16 protein-coding genes and 1 tRNA gene are annotated in these 16,553 nt (G+C 60.1%); 11 read left to right on the top strand and 6 right to left on the bottom strand.

Features of this window, described 5'->3' with window-relative positions:
* Positions 1-88: 88 nt before the first annotated feature.
* The 4 genes from AKJ29_RS19625 to lgt form a co-directional block, all read right to left on the bottom strand.
* Entirely contained in the window at positions 89-232 is a 144-nt protein-coding gene (locus AKJ29_RS19625; RefSeq protein ID WP_161805376.1) for a hypothetical protein, read from the bottom strand.
* A 352-nt stretch (positions 233-584) separates the two neighbouring features.
* Complete coding sequence (pgeF, locus tag AKJ29_RS05730) at positions 585-1,364, bottom strand: peptidoglycan editing factor PgeF (protein WP_055188739.1); 780 nt, start codon at positions 1,362-1,364, stop codon at positions 585-587.
* 80 nt (positions 1,365-1,444) lie between these two features.
* Positions 1,445-2,545 (bottom strand): class I SAM-dependent methyltransferase, encoded by a 1,101-nt coding sequence (locus AKJ29_RS05735; protein WP_055188741.1) that lies wholly within the window; start codon positions 2,543-2,545, stop codon positions 1,445-1,447.
* The gene (gene lgt, locus AKJ29_RS05740; RefSeq protein ID WP_055188744.1) at positions 2,542-3,456 is read right to left on the bottom strand and encodes a prolipoprotein diacylglyceryl transferase; all 915 of its coding nucleotides are present in this window, start codon (positions 3,454-3,456) and stop codon (positions 2,542-2,544) included. Before lgt ends, AKJ29_RS05735 begins: the two co-directional genes overlap by 4 nt.
* A 178-nt stretch (positions 3,457-3,634) precedes the next feature.
* Here lgt and AKJ29_RS05745 point away from each other — a divergent pair, with 178 nt between their 5' ends.
* A complete protein-coding gene (locus tag AKJ29_RS05745; protein WP_055188747.1) occupies positions 3,635-3,874 on the top strand; it encodes an accessory factor UbiK family protein in 240 nt (79 codons plus the stop codon).
* 305 nt (positions 3,875-4,179) lie between these two features.
* Here the strand turns inward: AKJ29_RS05745 and AKJ29_RS05750 are convergent, their stop codons facing one another.
* On the bottom strand, positions 4,180-4,989 hold the full coding sequence (locus AKJ29_RS05750) for an SseB family protein (RefSeq protein WP_055188749.1): 810 nt from the start codon (positions 4,987-4,989) through the stop codon (positions 4,180-4,182).
* Positions 4,990-4,998: 9 nt separating this feature from the next.
* Positions 4,999-5,625: a uracil-DNA glycosylase family protein gene (locus tag AKJ29_RS05755; protein WP_055188751.1), complete on the bottom strand. Its 627-nt coding sequence runs from the start codon at positions 5,623-5,625 to the stop codon at positions 4,999-5,001.
* Between the two features lie 189 nt (positions 5,626-5,814).
* Here AKJ29_RS05755 and AKJ29_RS05760 point away from each other — a divergent pair, with 189 nt between their 5' ends.
* From AKJ29_RS05760 to AKJ29_RS05805, 10 genes are all read left to right on the top strand, one after another.
* On the top strand, positions 5,815-6,174 hold the full coding sequence (locus AKJ29_RS05760) for an ArsR/SmtB family transcription factor (protein ID WP_055188753.1): 360 nt from the start codon (positions 5,815-5,817) through the stop codon (positions 6,172-6,174).
* 3 nt (positions 6,175-6,177) lie between these two features.
* Entirely contained in the window at positions 6,178-7,224 is a 1,047-nt protein-coding gene (locus AKJ29_RS05765) for a permease (protein ID WP_055188755.1), read from the top strand.
* Positions 7,225-7,367: 143 nt separating this feature from the next.
* On the top strand, positions 7,368-8,690 hold the full coding sequence (locus AKJ29_RS05770; protein WP_055188756.1) for a Na+/H+ antiporter NhaA: 1,323 nt from the start codon (positions 7,368-7,370) through the stop codon (positions 8,688-8,690).
* A gap of 230 nt (positions 8,691-8,920) precedes the next feature.
* On the top strand, positions 8,921-9,580 hold the full coding sequence (locus AKJ29_RS05775) for an ABC transporter ATP-binding protein (RefSeq protein ID WP_055188758.1): 660 nt from the start codon (positions 8,921-8,923) through the stop codon (positions 9,578-9,580).
* The gene (locus tag AKJ29_RS05780; RefSeq protein ID WP_055188760.1) at positions 9,558-11,315 is read left to right on the top strand and encodes a hypothetical protein; all 1,758 of its coding nucleotides are present in this window, start codon (positions 9,558-9,560) and stop codon (positions 11,313-11,315) included. The genes AKJ29_RS05775 and AKJ29_RS05780 overlap by 23 nt, the downstream gene beginning before the upstream one ends.
* 1 nt (position 11,316) lies before the next feature.
* Positions 11,317-12,171: a 3-deoxy-8-phosphooctulonate synthase gene (kdsA, locus tag AKJ29_RS05785; protein ID WP_055188763.1), complete on the top strand. Its 855-nt coding sequence runs from the start codon at positions 11,317-11,319 to the stop codon at positions 12,169-12,171.
* Positions 12,172-12,365: 194 nt separating this feature from the next.
* A tRNA-Gln gene (locus AKJ29_RS05790) sits at positions 12,366-12,440 on the top strand.
* 353 nt (positions 12,441-12,793) lie between these two features.
* Positions 12,794-13,807 (top strand): glycosyltransferase family 2 protein, encoded by a 1,014-nt coding sequence (locus AKJ29_RS05795; RefSeq protein ID WP_055188766.1) that lies wholly within the window; start codon positions 12,794-12,796, stop codon positions 13,805-13,807.
* Positions 13,797-14,531, top strand: a complete 735-nt coding sequence (locus AKJ29_RS05800) for a class I SAM-dependent methyltransferase (protein ID WP_055188768.1) — start codon at positions 13,797-13,799, stop codon at positions 14,529-14,531. The genes AKJ29_RS05795 and AKJ29_RS05800 overlap by 11 nt, the downstream gene beginning before the upstream one ends.
* Positions 14,531-16,372, top strand: a complete 1,842-nt coding sequence (locus tag AKJ29_RS05805) for a GtrA family protein (protein WP_055188770.1) — start codon at positions 14,531-14,533, stop codon at positions 16,370-16,372. Before AKJ29_RS05800 ends, AKJ29_RS05805 begins: the two co-directional genes overlap by 1 nt.
* Positions 16,373-16,553: the final 181 nt, after the last annotated feature.

The following is a 16,553-nucleotide window of genomic DNA, read 5'->3' on the forward strand; positions in this document are numbered from 1 at the left end:
TTGGGCGTGCGCTGGCCGCCAAACAAACAAAAACCGCCCGGGAGGAAGGCGGCTTTTGTCTTGCGGCGGCACTCTCAGGCGATATCGCTTACGCCGCGTCCTGTGCTTTTGGGTCTTTCTTCGCCTGCCGGTTTTCGCGGGTGAAGGGCAGGGCAGAGCTGTCAGCCTCGGCCTCAATGATCCATTTCATCCAGCGACGGGTTTGCGGACGGGGTTTGCCTTGCTTGCTCATGTCGTGCCTCATTTCTCTGCCCTCTTCGGGACATGTGATCATGTGTTGATCTCAGGTCTAACGAGGGATTCGGGCACAGTTTGGGCAGTCCTTGGGCATTTTTACCAAATCGGCGACAATCGGCCTGTGCCGCAGGTGAGCCCTGTTAAATAAGGGGATTGTCCCGGGGATCTTGCCCAATTTGCCCCATCAGCCGCAACTGTTTCGCGCAAATGGGGCCAAAACGGGGCAGGATCGCCCCGAACCAGAGCGGGGCTGAAGGCGTTTCGGGAAAGGCCGGGCCACGGGTGTCGCGCGACGCGCGCGGATCGCGTTGATGCCCCGTTGATGCAATGGGCGTTTCGAAAGGGGTCTACAGGCGGATCGACGAGATCAGCCGGCCGTAATCGGCCTCGTTCCGGTGGCAGGCGCGACGATAGGAATAGAACCGGTCTTCATCCGCATAGGTGCAATGGCCCACCCAGATCGCCTGTCCCACACCCGCCGCCTTCAGGCGATGCAGGCCAAAGCCGGGCAGGTCGAACATCATCCTCTTCTCTTGCCTCGGTATGTCCTGACCCGGTGCAAAGAATTGGCCATAGCTGGGGTCGATGGCGGTGAACCTGTCAAAAAACTCCGCCCCGACCTCATAATTGCGCTGGCTGATGCAGGGGCCAATCACGGCGTGGATGCCTTCTCGCGTGGCGCCAAGCGCCTCCATGGCCGCGATCGTGTTTTCCAACACCCCATCCAGCGCCCCTTTCCACCCGGCATGGGCCGCGCCGATCACCCCCGCCTTGGCGTCGGCAAACAGTACTGGCTGGCAATCCGCGGTGAGGATGGTCAGGGCAAGTCCGGGTGTTGCGGTCACAAGTGCGTCGGCCTGTGGCTTGTCGCCCACCTGTGCTGCGGTGATTGTGGCCACATCTGCGGAATGCACCTGAAAAACCCCGCACAGCGCCGCCGGAGCCACCTCCATCGCCGCCGCCACCCGGTCACGGTTGATCTTTACCAGCTCTGATTGGTCCTGACTGCCCGTGCCACAGTTCAGCCCGCGATACACCCCCGAGGACGCCCCGCCTTTTCGGGTAAAGAACCCATGCCGCAAAGCATCGGAACGCAGCGCGTCGGAACTCAGGATTTCCAGCATCATCAGGTCACCATCGGGTTGGTTCGGGTGGGTGAACGGTCGGATCGGACCGGTCAGGTGAGGTCTGTCGAAATGCCCGGCGCTTAGCGCGGTCCGGCAGGGGCCGTTTCCAGCCCCGGCAGCGCCGGTGCACCCGGACGAGTCAGCCCGAGCACTTTGAAGAGCGTCCCCATTTCATCGGGATGGGTCAAGCGCCGATGTGCCGAGATATGGCTTTCCAGCGCCTGCCCCTGCATCTTTTCCGCCAGCGCCTGAGCCCGCTCGGTGATCCCAAGCCGTTCCAGAAACACCCCCTGAGGGGTCAGGAGCGAGTGGGTCAGCGGCGCGGCAAAATGGGCAATACGCTCGAAATCCACATGCGCGGTCAGATCTGCCGCACCCGGAGCTTCAAGCAATCCGACCGTCTGATGGGCCGAAAGCGCCTGAAGCGTATCCCCCAGCGAACGCCAGTCGCCGTAATCAATCACCAGCGCCACGCCGCCATAGGTGTTGATGCGGGTGGCGATCTCTTCAGTGATCGGGCCAAGGGCGGGGCAGATCTCGACAAGATCACCATCGCGGGTATCGTCCAGCCGATGGTCCAGCATCGCCTGCGGCAAGGGGGCGGTCAGCCCCATGCGCAATGTGCCGTTTTCTTCGCCGACCTGATGTTCGCGCCACATCTTGCCTTCACGGATGAACTGGCGGATCGGCAAGGCGTCGTAGAACTCGTTGGCGATCAGGAACAGGGGCTGATCTGGCAGGGTCTGGGTCACGTCATGATGGGTGATTGCAGCCGGGGCCAGCCGGTCCCTCTGGGCTTTCCGCAGCACGGGGGAGGCTTCGACCAGATGCAGGTCAAGCGCCGCGTGGAACCCGGGCACAGCCGCCGTGGCGCGCAGCATATCCGCCATCAATGTGCCGCGACCGGGGCCAAGCTCGGCAAGGGTGAAGGGGGCAGGGCGCCCCTGATCCATCCAGACCTGCGCCATGAACAATCCCAGCATCTCTCCAAACATCTGGCTGATTTCGGGGGCGGTGATGAAATCCCCCTCCTGCCCGAACGGGTTGCGCGTGGCATAGTAGCCGTGGACCGGATGCAGCAGGCAGTCGCCCATGAACTCGGACAGGGTCATCGGCCCGGTCTTGTTGATGCGCCGCAGCAGAAGGTCAGCCAGCGAGGGGGGGGGCTGGTGTGCGCTCATGTGCTCTGGTTCCCGGCAGGCTCCTCGAGCGGGCGGCGAAACGCCCAGATCAGCGTGGCTGCCCCGATCACGATCATCGGCAGGGTCAGGGTCTGCCCCATGGTGATGCCATAGTCCCCCAGCCGGATCACGTGACCAAAGGGGTTGTCGGTCGAGATGAACTGCGCATCCGCCAGCCGGAAGAACTCAACCGTGAACCGCGCCAGCCCGTAGCCCAGAAAAAAACCGCCGGTCAGCGCGCCGGGGCGTTTCAGCCAGCTGGACCTGAAGGCGAGATGCAAAAGAACGGCGGCCAGCACGGCCCCTTCAAGGGCCGCTTCGTAAAGCTGGCTTGGATGACGGGCGCAGGCCCCGTTGGCCAGGTTGGCACAGGTCTGCGCGGCCCCGCCTGGGAAGATCACCCCCCATGGCAGGTCGGTCGGACGGCCCCACAGCTCGGCATTGATGAAATTGGCAATGCGCACAAGTCCGATCCCAATCGGGGCTGCAATTGCCAGACAGTCGGCCACCGATGCCACGGGCAATCCGTGCCGGCGCGACCAGAAAAACACCGCGGTAATCACGCCTAGGAACCCGCCATGAAAAGACATCCCCCCTTGCCAGACCTTCAGGATCTCCACCGGGTTCGACAGGTAGTAGTCGGGTTGATAAAACAGCACAAAGCCCAGCCGACCGCCGCCAATAATGCCCAGCACGATCCAGGTGGCCAGATCCTCCAGCTGCGCCCGGTCCATCGGCGGACCGGCCCGCCACAATGCCGGACGTTTCAGCGCCTGGGCGATGATCCACCAGCCAATGGCAATCCCCACCAGATAGCCCATCGCATACCAGCGCAGAGCAAATGAAATCGGACCAAGCTCGATCATAAAGATCTCGGGCGTGAGGGCGGGGAAGGGGATAGCCATAAACATGGCCGCATTCCTGACCTGCCCGCCTGCGGGTGTCAATGGGGACATGTCGTGCCCCCTTCAAGACGGTGGAATCCTGCGAGAGTGCATGCATCACCTTGTCTCCGGCGGCTTTTGTCCCCATATAGCGTTTGTCCCCACATGAAGGGCAATTGCCCCCCAGCCGCCCAAGGAGATCCCGATGCAAAGCCGCAACAAGATGTTTGATGACCTGTCGCAAATCATGACCAACGCGCTGGGCGTGGCTCAGGGCGCCAAGGATGAGGCCGAAAGCGCGATGAAATCCTGGATGGACCGCTGGCTGGCGGATCGTGACCTTGTCACCCGCGAAGAATTTGATGCGGTGCGCGCCATGGCCCAGAAAGCGCGCGAGGAAAACGAGGCGCTCAAGGCCCGGATCGAGGCGCTGGAAAGCAAGTAACACCCAAAGCTCGCCGTCTGCCCGCGCCTGGCTCCGTATTTGGGCCGGTGTAAGCCCCCGTGTCAGCTCCTGTGCCACTCAGGCCGCGCTGCCATTCCCCTCTGGCCCCTCTGGCGGAACCGGCCCCGCTCTCTTTTCCCTGTCGCTTTTTCTTGTTTCAAATATCTCGGGGTGAGGGCCCGCTCTCAGAGCGGGCACGAGGGGCAGCGCCCCTGATTGGTTTCAGAGCACAGGCCACCTCAGACAGGCCACCTCAGACGGGCCACCTCAGACGGGCCACCTCACACAGGCCACTTCAAGCCCGATTACTTCAAAATTGGCGGCTTCTCCGGGTCAGATCCCGGCGCAATTGGTTTCAGCGGTTCAGGCGTCTCCGGCACCGGCAGGTCAAAGCGCAGCCCATAAGAGACCAGCTTGCGGGCCATCACATCTTCACCTGCAAAAAAACCAACATCCATCTGCCCGGCTTCGATGCCGGAAAAGGTCAGGGCTTCGTTGGCCGCACCGGCCAGGGCATTTTCGGCACCTTCCGTGGCGTCAATGAACCCAAGCACATGGCCTTTGCGCCCGTCCGCATAGGTGACCCCCGCCAGACAGGCCATCGCGGCCAGCCCACCTGCCGACGCAAGCTTTGCATCCAGCGCCGTGATCAGCGCCTCGGGGGCGGAGGGGGCGTGGATCTCAGCCACACGTGCCTCAATCTCTTCCGGGCCGGATTGCAATGTGGTGGCCAGCCACTCCATCGCTTCTGCCGGGATCAGGATGGACGAGGGGGCGACGGACAGATTGACCCCAAGCCCGATCCCCTGTCCGGCAAGCATCCCGGCAACCACGCGCCCCGGCAGGGCGGCATAGGGGGAGGGCTGGCCGGTGAAGGCCGAAAGTCGTTCTTCCGTGTCAAAGACAAGTAGATACTTGTCTTTTTCAACCTCAACCACTTCCGGCTCGATCTCCTCATCCTGCCCCGCCACTTCTTTGGCCAGCAAAACGAAAAGCTCCCCATCTGCGAGGCGTTCGTAAAACCGCAACCGCACCGCATCATTTTCCAGATCTGCCTGCATGGCGCCGTGGGCGTGGTCCAATGGGGTTTCGAGGGGAAGGTTGGTGTCGGTCATGTCAGTCGCCTATCTGTCGTCGGGGTGTGCCTCGTTCAGCACGGCTTTGATCCGGGCGCGCAGCGCGGGCAAAAGCTCGGCGTCGAACCACGGGTGCTTCTTCAACCAACCCGTATTGCGCCAGGACGGATGAGGCAAGGGAAAGCAGTGCGGGGCATGGTCGCGCCAGCCCTGGACGCGCTCGGTCACGCTGGATGTCCCGCCAAGATAGGCTTTTTGCGCATATCCCCCCACCAGCAGGGTCAGCGGCACCGCACCGAGCGCCTGATCCACCTTCGCCTTCCAGGTTCGGGCGCAGATTGCTGGCGGCGGCAGGTCGGCGCCTTTTGCAGAGTAGCCGGGAAAGCAGAACCCCATTGGGGTGATGGCAATGCGGCGCTGATCATAAAAGACCTCGCGTCCCAGCCCCATCCAATGGCGCAGCCGATCACCGGACGGGTCGTCAAACGGGAGGCCCGACTGATGAACCCGCATTCCGGGGGCCTGGCCTATGATGCGAATGCGCACGCCTGGCTGAAACCAGACCACCGGCCGGGGGGCGTGGTTGGTTTGGGTGGCGGCAAACCGATCCCGGCAGAGTGTGCAGGCAGACAGCTCGTGGATCAGAGAGGTGATGTCGGTGGCGGGGTCGGGCATCTTTTGCGGCGCTGTTGTAGAAATTGGGGGGCGGAGTGGGAACAGGGTAGGGGGCATTGGCGCCAAGACCAAGGGAGATATGTAAGCGTTTCCATATCGCGCTGTTGCCACGGAACGTGGGGGCGCTTTATTTCGAGACTTGTGAAAATATCTCTTGCGCAAAGACATAATTTCAATATTTCTAAAAATATGAAAATAGATGCCCCCACCCTCTGCCCGCTTTCGCCCCCCGTCGCCGCGTCCCAATTTGCGGCTCTGGGCTCAGAACAACGCCTGTCCGTGTTGCGCATTCTGGTCCGCGCGGGGGGCGCCGGCCTGACCATCGGCACATTGGGGGAACGGTCCGGCGTGACCGGGTCAACCCTGACCCACCACATGAAGATCCTTGCCGCCGCCGGGTTGGTGACGCAGGTGAAACAGGGCCGATCGATCATCTGCGCGGCCGCTGATTATGAGGTGATGCGGGCCCTGTCGCAGTATCTGTTGTCGGAATGCTGCGCAGATTGCGAGGATGAGAAGAGCGACGATGAGAAGAGGGAAAGAGACTGAGCCATGACAGATATCCCTGCAACGGCCCCGCGCAAGTGGAAACTGGACGGCGCCCTGCTGGCGTCAGCCCTGATCCCTGTCATGCTCTGGTTCATCGCCCCGGGTGACATCTGGCCAACCCTCACCTTTGCGTTTGGCGCGCTGGCCCATACGGCCCCCTTCATCCTGTTTGCCATTCTGGCCGTGGCCTATCTGAAAGCCACAAATGCCGAAACGCTTCTGGCGCGGGCTTTTGAAGGGCGAGAGACCCGGATGATTGTGCTGGCGGCCCTGTTCGGCGGGATCTCGCCTTTCTGTTCATGCGAAGTGATCCCCTTTATCGCCGCCATGCTGGCCGTGGGCGCGCCGCTTTCCGCGGTCATGGCCTTCTGGCTGGCCTCGCCGCTGATGGACCCGGCAATGTTTGCCATTACCGCAGGCACGCTGGGGGTGGAGTTCGCGCTGGCCAAGGGGCTTGCCGCCGTGATGATCGGCTTGATGGGCGGTTTTTCGGTCAAGGCGCTGGCCGGGTCCTTCCTGTTTGCGGATCCGTTGAAAAACGCGCCGGTGAAAAGCTGTTGTTCGTCGGGCTGCGGGGCGGGGGAGGAGGTCTCTCCTCTGTCCGGCGCAATCAACTGGCGTTTCTGGCAAGAGGCGGACCGGCGGGCGGTTTTCCGCACCACCGCCGGTGAGAACGCTTTTTTCCTCGGAAAATGGTTGCTGCTGGCCTATCTGATCGAAGCCCTGATGCTGAAATATATCCCCGCAGACTGGGTGGCCCAGGTTCTGGGCGGCGAGGGGATCGGACCAATCCTGTTGGGCGCTTTTGTTGGGGCACCGGCCTATCTCAACGGGTATGCCGCGGTGCCGATGGTTGAGGCGCTGCTGGCGCAGGGGATGAGCCAGGGGGCTGCGATGTCTTTTGTCATCGCAGGTGGCGTCAGCTGCATCCCCGCGGCCGTGGCTGTCTGGGCCCTGGTGAAACCGCGTGTCTTTGTCGCATATTTGGCGCTGGCTGTCGTTGGCGCGGTCCTTGCCGGTCTTGGCTGGAATATGGTTGCCCCGATCTGACACGGGTCCGATTTCCGGGGGCCTTGGAGAGGGCACCATTGAGAAACGGGCCTCTTTGCATTATTTCGGAAGGATAATGGAAGAAAGCAGGCTGGCTGCCGTCTGGGGCTACCGGTCTGTTTTAATAAAAAACGGGGTAAACCATGTATCGTGTGTGGAATTTCATCACGACCTATTCGGTGCTGCTGATCAGCGGCGCGCTGCTGGCCTTGGTCTGGGCCAATACCAATGCAAGTTCCTACCATCACTTTGTTGAATATCCTCTGTGGTTCAACGACTGGGTTGGTGTGGACATACCCTACTGGAAAAAGTCGTTTGGCGAGGAATATGCCAAGTATTTCCAATATGGGGATGCGGGCAAGGTGGTGACACTCCACTATCTGGTCAATGACATGCTCATGGCGATGTTCTTTGCCATTGCGGGGAAAGAGGTATGGGAGGCGGTGATCCTCAAAAACGGCTCGCTGCGCGGCAAGAAAGCGGCCACGCCACTGGTGGCCACCGCAGGCGGGATGCTGGGGCCGATTGCGGTCTATCTGGGGATCGCGCTGCTGCTGGGGTCGAGCACCTTTGACGCGGTGGCGCGCGGCTGGGCCATTCCCACCGCAACCGATATCGCGTTTTCCTATCTTGTGGGGCGTCTGGTCTTTGGGGCAGGTCACCCGGCCGTGCGTTTCCTGCTGCTGCTGGCGATTGCCGATGATGCGGCGGGGCTGATCATCCTGGCGATCTTCTACCCTTCGGGCGAACTGGCCCCGGAATGGCTGCTTCTGTCCGTGGCGGCATCTGTGCTGGCCTTTGTCGTGTTCAACTGGCTGCCGCGCAAGATGGATGGGGGCGACGAGGCGCGACGCCGCTCGACCTGGGTGCGCAAGAACCTGGGATGGCTGCCCTACGCACTTGCCGGTTGCGCCAGCTGGTACGGGTTTGCACAGGCGGGCATTCACCCCGCGCTGGGCCTGTTGCCGGTCATTCCTGCCATTCCCCATGCTGACCGCGCCTTCGGGATCTTCTCGGACGCCGAGAGATACCTCAAGGACACGCTCAACCAGATGGAGCACGCGATGGCCGGGCCGGTTGAAGTGGTGCTGTTCTTCTTCGGCCTTCTGAATGCCGGGGTCGAGTTCAATGCCATTTCCGAGGCCACCTGGCTGGTGCTTGCCGGGCTGATCATCGGAAAGCCGGTGGGGATCTTGCTCTTTGGCTGGCTTGCCGCCTATCCGATGCGGCTGGGCCTGCCTGCAGGAATGCGCACAATGGATCTGGTGGTGGTGGGGTTTGTCTCGGCCATCGGCTTTACCGTCTCGCTTTTCGTGGCCTCCGTCGCCTTCCCGGCTGGGGCGGTGCAGGACGCCGCCAAGATGGGCGCCCTGTTCAGTTTCGGCGCTGTTTTCCTGTCATTTGCTGCGGGAAAACTGTTGAGCGTTCAGAAACAACACAGCGAAGAAGAGGCGCATGCGCACTGATTGTTGCGCAATTCGGGGGGAACCCCCTCGGAGTTTATTGAAAAAACACACCAAACCGGAGGGAACTTCGGTTTGGTTTTCGTTTTGAGATTGTCTTTTTATGGCTCCCTCAGACATAATGTTGCCTAAATGGGGCGCTATAGGTCCTTGTTAACCAAGCGCGTGTTAAAAGCGCAGAAAGCCGGTCATCAATAGGCGGCAGGCAAGTCAGCAGTGATCGGGGCGTGTGCATGCTCGAGTTCGTAAATGTCAGCAAGTCCTTCTGGACCGGGGAAAGGCGCAAGGTGATCCTTGAGAAAGCCTCGTTCCGGGTTGAACTGGGCAATTCGCTCGGCATCCTTGCACGCAATGGCACCGGGAAAACCACGCTGATCAACATGATGTGTGGGTTGGAAAAACCGGATGAGGGCGACATCATCCGCAATTGCCGTATCTCTTTCCCGCTGGGCTTCATGGGCGGTGTGGTCAGCAAGCTTTCCGCAAAGGAAAACGCGCGTTACGTGGCCCAGATCTATGGGCTGGATCCGGATTATATCGAAGCGTTTACCCGCTGGCTGTGCGGGTTGGAGGAGTATTATGATTTCCCCCTCGGCACCTATTCCTCGGGGATGAAATCGCGGTTTACGTTCTCGCTGCTGCTGGCACTGGATTTCGACATCTACCTGATTGACGAGGGGATGCCGCAGACCACCGATGCCGAGTTCAACCGCAAAGCGGGGGATGTTCTGGCGGAACGGCTGAAAAACTCCACCGTCATTATCGTGTCGCACCAGGCGAAGACGATCGAAAAATTCTGCCGCTCAGCCGCCGTGCTGCGTGATGGCCAGTTCTACATGTTTGATACCTTGGAAGAGGCGAAGCAACTTTATGACTACGAAACCCAAGGCTAAAAAGTTCCGCATCCGGCGTGGGGTGCCTTCTTCTGCCCCGAGCGCTTCTCCAAGCTCGACTCCGGGCGAAGGGGCTGCGACAGATCGCAGGCCCGCCGCCGCGCACCCGCGTCCGTCGCGCCCTGTGCCCGGCGGGCAAACATCGCGCCAGCTCAATCCGATGGAAGAGGCTGCGCTGGCCGGGCATGAAGACGGATTTCCCACCGGGAAATTTGCCACCGCTGCACCCTCTGCCAGCCCGCCTGCCCAGGACACGGCTCAGAAAACAGCCCAGAATACGGCCCAGAGTGGTGAGGTGAGCAGCGCCGCCGAGGTTGCGGTCGACGCCGAAATGGCGACGATCCGCGCAGAGGGCCTGACGGGACGCCAATTGCGCATGGCCCGACGGGTTGCCCAGAAACATGGCATCAACGCCGTGTCCGATCTGGATGCGGTGCTGCAATTGCGCAAGGCCGGCATTGACCCGTTCAAACGCGCCGCGATGCTGGAACTGGTTGCGCCCGAGAAAACCGGCAAAGAGGATCAGGTCAAACTGCCCCAGACGGTGGACAAGCCCAAAGTGCCAGCGCCTCAGATCCTGGGTGCCGCTGATCGTGCTAAGGCGATCATGGATATCCAGATGAATATCGCAAAGCGTCGCCGCAAAAAGCTGGTGATGCTCCTGGTGCGCCTGTCCTTTTTCGTGTTTCTGCCCACGCTTCTGGCGGGGATCTATTTCTACACCATTGCCACGCCGATGTATGCCACCAAGTCCGAGTTTATCATTCAGAAATCGGAAGGGGCGGCTGGCAGCGGGCTTGGCGGGCTGTTTTCCGGCTCTGGTCTGGCCACCTCGCAGGATTCAATCACGGTGCAAAGCTATCTCACCTCCCGCGACGCCATGCTGCGCCTGAACGCGGATCTTGGCTTCAAACAGGCGTTTGGCGCGGATGAAATCGACAGGTTGCAGCGCTTGTCAGAGGATGCCTCCAACGAGCAAGCCTATAAGATATATAAGAAAAATGTGAAAATTGGCTATGATCCGACCGAGGGGATTATCAAGATGGAGGTGATCGCACCTTCTCCCGCTCTCAGTCAGGAATTTTCGCAGGCCCTGATCAACTATGCCGAAGAACGGGTCGATAACCTGTCCCAGCGCCTGCGCAACGACCAGATGCAGGGCGCACGCGAAACCTATGAAGAGGCGGAGCGCGATATGCTTGCAGCCCAGGATGCGGTGCTGAAGCTGCAAGAAGACCTGGGTGTGTTTGATGCCACGTCGGATGCGGCCGCCCTGATGGGCCAGATCACCGGGTTCGAAACCCAGCTGCAGGAAAAGCGCCTCACATTGCAACAGCTTCTGGACAATTCCCGTCCGAATAAAGCACGGGTTGAGGGCACACGTGGCGACATCCAGCGGCTGGAGGCGCTGATTGCCGAACTGCGCGCCAAGCTGACGGAAAACGGGGCCGAAGGATCGCTTGCTTCGGTGAATGCACAGCTGCGCATCGCGCAGACAAATCTGGAAACTCGTGTGCTGTTGATGCAGCAATCGCTCCAGCAGCTTGAAACCGCCCGGATCGAGGCGAACAAGCAGACCCGGTATCTGGAACTGGGGGTGCAGCCCGTGGCGCCGGATGAACCGACCTATCCGCGCAAGTTCGAAAATACCTTGCTCTCTTTCCTGGTCTTTGCCGGGATCTATCTGATGATGTCGTTGACCGCGTCGGTTCTGCGCGAACAGGTCTCGGCGTAACATGGCGACTACAGTTGTCACGGCGGGTGGGGTGCAGATTGCCAATGATCTGCCCCTGACCGTGATTGCTGGCCCCTGCCAGCTCGAAGGACTGGATCATGCGCTTGAGATTGCGCGTGAAATGGCGCGGATCTGTGTCGATTATGGGGTGGGCTATGTGTTCAAGGCGTCGTTTGACAAGGCCAACCGCACCTCACTGACCTCGCCGCGTGGACCGGGTCTGACCGAGGGGTTGCGCATTTTGGCCGAGGTGAAATCCGCGTTGAACATTCCGGTCCTGACCGACGTGCATGAGGTTGCGCAATGCGCCCGCGTAGCTGAGGTCGCAGATATCCTACAAATCCCGGCCTTCCTGTGCCGCCAGACCGACCTGCTGGTGGCCGCAGCTCAGACCGGCCGGGTGGTGAATGTGAAAAAGGCACAGTTTCTGGCGCCCTGGGATATGCAACATGTGACCGCCAAACTGGCCGGGGCGGGGGCCGGGGCGGGAAATGACAAGATCCTGCTGACCGAGCGCGGCACCTCTTTTGGCTATAACACGCTGGTGACAGATATGCGCAGCCTGCCCACAATGGCGCGCCTGGGCTACCCGGTGATCATGGATGCGACACATGCGGTGCAGGCACCGGGGGGGCAGGGGGCGTCCAGCGGTGGGCAGCGTGTGTTTGCGCCGGTTTTGGCGCGTGCGGCGGTGTCGCTGGGGATTGCGGGGGTGTTTATCGAAACCCATCCTGACCCGGACAATGCCCCTTCTGATGGTCCCAACATGATTGCGCTTTCGGACATGCCGGGCGTTGTTTCCGACCTTGCAGCGTTTGATAGGCTGGCGAAATCGCGCCCCCTATCCGGGGTGTAATCGCAGCCTGAGTGAATGCTTGCCCCTTGGGGTAACAGCCGATTGGCACCCATTCCGAGCAAAGGGATGCCTCGCCTCCGAATGCCCGTTTTCCCCCATTTTTGCCGCCCGAAAAGCACGGCATAATTTTTGAAAAAATCTGCGATTTTGGGGTTGCGCCGCAATCGGGCTTTGGATACTTACACGCTCACTGCTGGGGTGTAGCCAAGTGGTAAGGCAACTGTTTTTGGTACAGTGTACCGTAGGTTCGAATCCTACCACCCCAGCCACTTCCACAAGATCTTGATCCAAGCGCTGCCAGAGCAATCTGGTGCTGAGGTCACCTCGATTGGGGGCCCCGGTTGTTGGTTGACACCTAACTCTTGCAGGAACCGCAAGTCCCCGGATCGCAAGCCAGCCCTTGTTCCGCGACGAGTTTGGGATTGATTGTCGTGCTTTCAGTCCTTTAGGATAACGTGACGGCAGATCGGACCAGAGGCCGCATCCGGGCGCGGTGGGAATACAGATATGATCTGCCCTGCTTGTGTTTGGCGCCCTCCGGTCCGGGCAGAGGCGGGGCTTTGGCATTGCCCTTATGTCCGGTCTGAAATTGATGTTTTGATGCAAGAGAATTAACTTATTTATGGCTGAAACGAAACCCGGCACATCCCAATCCGGCGACACCTGTCAAGGGGACGGGCGTCCTTTGATTTCCCTGGTGGTGCCGGTTTTCAATGAAGAACAGGCCATCGCGCCCTTTTTCGAGGCGCTGACCCAGCCACTGTCCGGGCTGGCGGACCGCTTTCAGTTTGAAATCCTGTTTGTGAATGATGGCAGTTCGGATCGGACTGAAAGCAGGATTGTCGAAACCAGCAGTGCCCCCTGGAAGGTCAGGCTGGTGAACCTGTCGCGAAACTTCGGCAAAGAGGCCGCTCTGGCGGCTGGTCTGGCCCATGCTGACGGGGATGCCGTGATCCCGATGGATGTTGACCTGCAGGACCCGCCCGAGCTGATTTGCGAAATGGTGGAAAAATGGGCAGCCGGGGCAAAGATCGTGAATGCGCGCCGTAGTTCGCGTGAAAGGGACACCTGGATGAAGCGCACCAGCGCCGGCGCGTTTTATCGTGTCTTCAACGCGCTGGCCGATCATCCCATTCCCAGAAATGTCGGTGATTTCAGACTGTTGGACCGCGAGGTGGTGGATGTGGTCCTGTTGTTGGGGGAGCGGGCGCGGTTCAATAAAGGGATTTTCAGCTGGGTGGGGTTCGACGTCGAGGAGGTCGCCTATGAACGCCCCCCGCGCGAAGCGGGCGAAACGGTCTGGTCCTACTGGAAACTGTGGAAACTCGCGCTGGACGGCATTTTTGCCTCCTCCACCGCGCCGCTCAGGATCTGGACCTATATGGGCATGATCCTGTTTTGCCTGTCGCTTGCCTATTCCGCCTTCATCCTGCTGCGCACGCTGATCTACGGGGTCGATACCCCCGGCTATGCCTCGACCCTGATCCTGATCCTGAGTTTCGGCGGCATGAACATGTTCATCCTCGGAATTATCGGGGAATATGTCGGGCGCATCTATGAGGAAGTGCGCCGTCGCCCGCTTTACGTGGTGCGTTCGGTTGTCGACGACACGGAAGGGGCCGGGCGTGGATCGTGATGTTTACCTGCGGATGCAGGAGATCGAGGCGGAACATTGGTGGTTTGTTGCGCGCCGGAAAATCATAGCAACCGTGCTGGAGCGGCATATCCGCCCCGGACCTGAGGCGCAGATCCTTGAAGCTGGCTGTGGAACCGGCGGGAACCTGTCGTTGCTGCAGGGGTTCGGGGCGCTGGATGCGTTCGAATATGACGAATTTGCGCGCAATATGGCGCAGGCCTCGTCCGGGCTGACCATCCCCTTCGGGGCCCTGCCCAATGAGATCCCCTTTGGGGACAAACATTATGATGTGATTGCGCTTTTCGATGTGCTGGAACATATCGAACTCGATCGCGCCGCGCTTGAGGCGCTGGCCGGAAGACTGTCGCAAAAGGGCGCGATCTTCCTCACCGTGCCCGCGTTCCAGGCGCTGTGGTCGCGCCATGACGAGGCCCATCACCATTTTCGCCGCTACACGAAATCGACCCTGTTATCCGTTGCGCAGCAGGCCGGGTTGAAGGTCGAATTTCAGTTCTATTTCAACTCATTGCTGTTTCCCGTGGCCCTCGGGTTGCGGGGGGCAAAGGCGTTGACAGGAAGCGAGGCGCCGGATGATGCGCTGCCCGGTCCGATGCTGAACCGCGCCCTTCAGGCGGTGTTTGCCACGGAACGGCATCTGGTCGGCCGCCTGCCGATGCCGGTTGGCCTGTCGCTCGGCGCTGTTTTAAGGCGCGAGGGGGCGTGATGCGCTCCCGGCTGGTTCCCTTTGTGCTGGTTGGGGGCGTGGGCACGGCCACCCATTTCCTGACCGCGTTGCTGCTGGCCAACCTCACCACGCTTTCCGGGATCTTATCGAATTTCGGCGGGTTCAGTGCGGCGGTCCTGATTTCCTATTTCGGCCATGCCCGCCTGACCTTCCGCACCGAGCTGGACCACCAGTTCCATTTCCCCCGCTTTGTCCTGGCCGCCGGATCTGGCCTGATCCTGAGCACGGCCCTGACCTGGATCACCTATGACCAGCTGGGGCGGCCGTTCTGGCAGGCCATGGCACTGGTCGCTGTGACGGTGCCGGTGCTGACCTATCTGCTGCTTGCGGGCTGGGTCTTTGTGCAAAAAACACACCGCGGGCAGGATTTGTGGATTGGAGGTCTCATTTCTGCCCTATGTGGTGGGGCGGTGTTGTGGCTGTTTTGGGGGGATCTGCTGAGCCATGACGTGATCTGGTATCTGTTTGCAACGGAGCGCTGGCTTGACGGGGAGGCCTTGTTTACCGATTTGGTCGAGATCAACCCGCCGCTGAACTTCTATTACACAGTGCCAGCCATTTGGCTGTCGCAGGCCAGCGGCCTGTTGCCGGAAAGTGCTCAATACGTCGTGTTTGCTTGGGTTTACACGCTGGTTCTGCTCGTGAGCTGGTGGGTGATTGGCGCAAAACAAACCCTTACACTGCCCCGGCGTATTGTGTTTCAGCTGCTTGTAGCCGTGGCTCTGATCGTGCCAGCTTATGGAAATCTCATCCAGCGTGATCACCTGTTTTTAGTGCTTGTCACGCCGTGGGTGCTGGCGCTTCTGCCCCCCAAAGAGCCAGATAGCAGTGCAAGGATATACTTCCTTTCAGCTTTGGCGGCGCTGGGCATTTGCCTGAAGCCATATTTCCTTGTCTTGCCCATTCTGGTGACCCTGGTGGCACTTATCCGTGATCGGGACTGGCGATGCATTTTCTCACCTTCCAACCGGGTTATGTTCCTGATTGGGGTGCTCTACGTCCTTTTCGTTGCACTGGTGCATCCGGCCTATTTTTCAAAGATTGTTCCCCACGCCCGTTATACATATGATTCTTTCAGCGCGGGGTCCGGGGTTGTCATAGATCGCGTGCTGATAGTTACACTGCTCGGATTGATAGGCTTCGCCGCTGCGAGAATTGGCAACAAAACCTCATCTGCTCCGGTGATTTTGCTTGTCGTGTCCCTGGCTGGACTGTCGAGCTATCTGTTGCAGTGGACCGGGTTCAGATATCAAATGATCCCTTTTGTTGGATTCTTGATGCTGGGGTTTTCGTGGTTCATCGTTGATCCCGGAATGCGCCGGTTTCCGTTGGGGATCGTCGTAATTGTTCTGGTAATTCTGGTTCAAACGAACCTCATGCGCGGAAAGTATGCCAACCCGACCGCAGTGGCGCTGGCGGAATGGATCACCGGTGCGAAAAGTGTCAATGTGTTGACCTCTTTTGTTTCTTTCGGGCCGGTCACCGCACATCTGGCGAAAGCGCAATGGGCCAGCAGTTATTCCACTATCTGGCAGGTGCCTGGCGCTGTGAATAAGCTGGAAAAGACGGATTGCTCAATCGAGTGGGAGGCCTGCGCCGCGTTGCAGGAGATCCTTGTCCAAACCCGGGATGACGTCATTGATGATCTGATGGCATTTCGCCCCGACGCCCTGATCGTGGACAAGAATTCTGGTTATTTCGACACGCCGAATTTTGACTGGATGGCATTTTTTGCGACCAACCCGGCATTTGACCAGATCATGACGGGGTACCGGCTTGAGGTGGCGTCGGATCGGTTTGATGTCTGGCGATTGAAGTGACGCATAGGGCGCCTTGGCCCGCGGCGCCGCAGCTTACCAACCCGGGTATCTGACCGTTTTTCCCAGCCTCATGTGATCGGCCGCCCCTGTGGGGCTGCTCTGATCGCTGTGTTTCGCGGCCTCACATATGCGTGGTTTTCCAACCAAACTTGCGCAAGCCATTTCGCGGGGGGGCCTTGTT

The sequence above is a fragment of the Aliiroseovarius crassostreae genome, assembly GCF_001307765.1.
Taxonomy (GTDB): domain Bacteria; phylum Pseudomonadota; class Alphaproteobacteria; order Rhodobacterales; family Rhodobacteraceae; genus Aliiroseovarius; species Aliiroseovarius crassostreae.

Excerpts from the sequence above, each read along its gene's own strand:
- AKJ29_RS19625 (WP_161805376.1), bottom strand. The coding sequence starts at position 232 with ATGAGCAAGCAAGGCAAACCCCGTCCGCAAACCCGTCGCTGGATGAAA.
- pgeF (WP_055188739.1), bottom strand. The coding sequence starts at position 1,364 with ATGATGCTGGAAATCCTGAGTTCCGACGCGCTGCGTTCCGATGCTTTG.
- AKJ29_RS05735 (WP_055188741.1), bottom strand. The coding sequence starts at position 2,545 with ATGAGCGCACACCAGCCCCCCCCCTCGCTGGCTGACCTTCTGCTGCGG.
- lgt (WP_055188744.1), bottom strand. The coding sequence starts at position 3,456 with ATGTTTATGGCTATCCCCTTCCCCGCCCTCACGCCCGAGATCTTTATG.
- AKJ29_RS05745 (WP_055188747.1), top strand. The coding sequence starts at position 3,635 with ATGCAAAGCCGCAACAAGATGTTTGATGACCTGTCGCAAATCATGACC.
- AKJ29_RS05750 (WP_055188749.1), bottom strand. The coding sequence starts at position 4,989 with ATGACCGACACCAACCTTCCCCTCGAAACCCCATTGGACCACGCCCAC.
- AKJ29_RS05755 (WP_055188751.1), bottom strand. The coding sequence starts at position 5,625 with ATGCCCGACCCCGCCACCGACATCACCTCTCTGATCCACGAGCTGTCT.
- AKJ29_RS05760 (WP_055188753.1), top strand. The coding sequence starts at position 5,815 with ATGAAAATAGATGCCCCCACCCTCTGCCCGCTTTCGCCCCCCGTCGCC.
- AKJ29_RS05765 (WP_055188755.1), top strand. The coding sequence starts at position 6,178 with ATGACAGATATCCCTGCAACGGCCCCGCGCAAGTGGAAACTGGACGGC.
- AKJ29_RS05770 (WP_055188756.1), top strand. The coding sequence starts at position 7,368 with ATGTATCGTGTGTGGAATTTCATCACGACCTATTCGGTGCTGCTGATC.
- AKJ29_RS05775 (WP_055188758.1), top strand. The coding sequence starts at position 8,921 with ATGCTCGAGTTCGTAAATGTCAGCAAGTCCTTCTGGACCGGGGAAAGG.
- AKJ29_RS05780 (WP_055188760.1), top strand. The coding sequence starts at position 9,558 with ATGACTACGAAACCCAAGGCTAAAAAGTTCCGCATCCGGCGTGGGGTG.
- kdsA (WP_055188763.1), top strand. The coding sequence starts at position 11,317 with ATGGCGACTACAGTTGTCACGGCGGGTGGGGTGCAGATTGCCAATGAT.
- AKJ29_RS05795 (WP_055188766.1), top strand. The coding sequence starts at position 12,794 with ATGGCTGAAACGAAACCCGGCACATCCCAATCCGGCGACACCTGTCAA.
- AKJ29_RS05805 (WP_055188770.1), top strand. The coding sequence starts at position 14,531 with ATGCGCTCCCGGCTGGTTCCCTTTGTGCTGGTTGGGGGCGTGGGCACG.